Origin of the sequence: Aquabacterium sp. (assembly GCF_030652515.1) — a bacterium.
Classification (GTDB): domain Bacteria; phylum Pseudomonadota; class Gammaproteobacteria; order Burkholderiales; family Burkholderiaceae_C; genus Aquabacterium.
Genome location: NZ_JAUSAR010000134.1, coordinates 1 through 3,041, shown reverse-complemented (window position 1 = coordinate 3,041; position 3,041 = coordinate 1). Strand labels below are relative to the sequence as shown.

Annotated in this window: 1 protein-coding gene; it reads right to left on the bottom strand. The window is 63.6% G+C overall.

Annotation, left to right across the window (positions count from 1 at the left end; genetic code table 11):
• Positions 1-2,941: condensation domain-containing protein (locus Q7V20_RS15950; protein WP_304793249.1), on the bottom strand; the 2,941-nt coding region annotated here is incomplete at its 3' end.
• Between the last annotated feature and the right edge of the window lie 100 nt (positions 2,942-3,041).

The following is a 3,041-nucleotide window of genomic DNA, read 5'->3' as shown; positions in this document are numbered from 1 at the left end:
GCAAGGCATGAAACAAAATCCCCTGCTGCATGGGCGAGAGCGGGTAGAGGTCTTCGATCTGATGGTGGGCGACCGGCAGCGCGTCGAGCTGGGCTTGGCTCAGCTTGGCCAGCGGCAGGTCGCTGGGGGTCAAGTTGGGTTCGGCGTCCAGACAGTGGTCGAGCAGGCTGTGCAGATGGCTTTGGTAGCTGTGCAGGAGTGTTTGAATGGTTTGCGCGTGGTAGCGCTGGCGGCTGTAGCCCCAGTCCAGGCGCAGTTGGCCTTGGTAGATTTCGCCGTTGATTTCCAGTTCGTTGCCCAACGGCGCAGCCGGGTCGCGTTCGTCGCCGCTGTCTTCGTCGGCGGGTTGCCATAGGGCGTTGGCGTCAAAGCTGCTGTCAAATTGGCCGAGGTAGTTGAAGGTGACGCTGGGTTTGTGTGGGGTTGGGTTTTGGCCCTTTTGTTCGGGGTTGGCGGTCAGGTGTTTGAGCACGCCATGGCCGATGCCGTGGTCAGGCACTTGGCGCAGTTGTTCCTTGACAGCTTTGACGGTTGCGTGCCAGTCTTGGCCGACGCTGAGTCTGACCGGGTACAGACTGGTGAACCAGCCGATGCTGCGGCTGAGGTCGAGGGCTGCGTTTATGCCGTTTGTTCCATTCGTGCCGTTGGCTTGGGCGACGGCGTCGGCTTCGCGGCCGTGGCCTTCGAGTTCGACGGCGATGTCGCGCTGGCCGGTCCAGTCGGCCAGGGTCTGCGCCAAGGCCGCCAGCAGCAGTTCCTGGATGCGGGTGCGGTAGGGGAGGTTGGCGGCGTGTAGCAGTTGCCGGGTGCGCTCGGTACTGAGGGTGAGGGTCTGGCTGTCGCGGTCACGGGTTTGCGCGCGGCCTTGCGGGTGGTCGCAGGGCCAGTCGCCGTGATGTTGCGTTTGTGCGGGCCAGTAGGCGTGTTGCTGTTGCAGCGCCGGGCTTTGGGCATAAGCCTGCAAGGCTTTGCCCCAGGCTTGATAGCTGGCGGTTTTGGCCGGCAGGCTTGGCGTCTGGCCTTGTTGCAACTGGCTATACAGGCTTTGCAGGTCTTCGAGCAGGATGCGCCAGGAGACGGCGTCGACAATCAGGTGGTGGCCGATCAACAACAGGCGTTCCGTACCGTCGGCGACGAGGATGTGCTCGGCTTTGAACATCGGGCCGTGTTCCAGATCGAGGCGGCGTTGCGCCTGTTGGGCGATGGCGGTGATGTCGGCGGCGGCGCTGGCGGTGTGCTGTTCCCACGCGGTCGTCAGGTTTGCTTGAGGCGCCACCTTAGTCGGGTTGGCGGATGCTGCCGCGCCGATGGCGGCTTGTGCCGTGTCGGCCTCGGCATAGGTTTGTTGCCATTGGCCGCCCTGCTGACGGAAACGCAGGCGCAGGCTGTCATGGTGGCTGATCAGGTATTCTAAGGCCTGTTGCAGATGCTCGAGGTTGAGGGCTTGCCGGGTTTTCAGCAGCAGGGATTGGTTCCAGTGCTGCGGGTTGGGTAAGGTCTGTCCGAAGAAGGCGTGCTGGATGGGCAGCAGCGTTGCTGAGCCGGTCACCGGGGTTTGTGGTTCGCCGACGTGTTGATCGTCAGCAGACACGGCAACTTGAGCCAGACTTTCGATGGTTTGGTGCTGGAACAGCTGTTTGGGGGTGAATAACAGGCCTAGTGCGCGGGCGCGGCTAACCAACTGGATGGAGATGATGGAGTCACCGCCCAGTTCGAAGAAGTTGTCGCGGATGCCGATGTTTGGCTGGCCGAGCAGGTCTTGCCAGAGTTGTACCAGCAGGCTTTCCGTGGCGTTACTCGGGGCTTTGGGCACTGCGGCTTCGCTGAAGTCGGGCGCGGGGAGTCGTCTGCGGTCGACTTTGCCGTGGGCGGTGCGCGGCAGTTGCGCCAGCAACACGAACTTGGCGGGGATCATGTAGTCCGGCAAGCGCTGGACCAGCGCGGCTTGAAGGGCGACTGGCGTTAACGCCGCCGGGGTAGCATCGGGCGCAGCAGGTACCGTTTCAAGTCCGGCCAAGTCGCCATCACTGCCGGGATCTGGTTGTTCTGCCGCCTGCGCCAGATAGGCCGCCAGATAAGGGCGACCGTGGTCATCACGCAGCATGACGTAGGCATCGCCTACGCCGGGCAGTTGCCGCAGGGCGGCTTCGATTTCGCCGGGTTCGATGCGGTAGCCGCGCAGTTTGATCTGGTGATCGGCGCGGCCGAGGTAGTCGACGCTGCCGTCGGCGCGATAGCGCACCAGGTCGCCGGTACGGTACAAACGGCTGCCGTCGCCGGCAAACGGGTCGGGGATAAAGCGTTCGGCGCTGAGGTCGGGACGATTATGGTAGCCACGTGCTAAACAAGGGCCGCCGATGTAGAGTTCGCCGACCGCGCCCAGCGGCAGCGGGTTGAGGTCTTTATCTAATATATACAGTGTACGTTCGCCGACGGCCTGGCCGATCGGGGCGTATCCGCGCCATGCACTGGCGTCGGCCTGCCAGGCCAGTGGGGTGATGACGGTTTCGGTGGGGCCGTAGCCGTTGATGATGCGTTGCGGCTTGAGTACCTGACGGATTTTGCCTAAGGCGTCGGCCGAGACGGCTTCGCCGCCAACGCAGGCAATACGCAGGTTAAGCGTTTGCCGGCGTGCGGTTAGCGTATCGGCCAGATGCAGTAAATGACTGGTAGGCGGATAGAGTACCGTCGCCTGATGGTCTAGCACGGCAGCGGCCGTGTCGTCGCCCGTCCAGTCGCTGAAACCCAGCACCACGCCGGCGCCATAACACAACGGCACCAGCCATTGCTCGATGGCGGCGTCGAAGGTCAAGGCGGCGAAATGCAGGGCGCGGTCGGCGGGACTGTAGGCATACAAGTCGCCAGCCGCCTGGATGTGGCGGCTCAAGGCGCCATGGGCCACGGCGACGCTTTTCGGCTTGCCGGTGGAGCCGGAGGTCAGGATCAGGTAGGCCAGTTGCTCGGGGTGGATGGCGACATCGGGCGCGCTGGCGGGTTGGGAGTCCAGGTCGGTGGCGTCGAGGTTGAGCCAGGTAGGATGG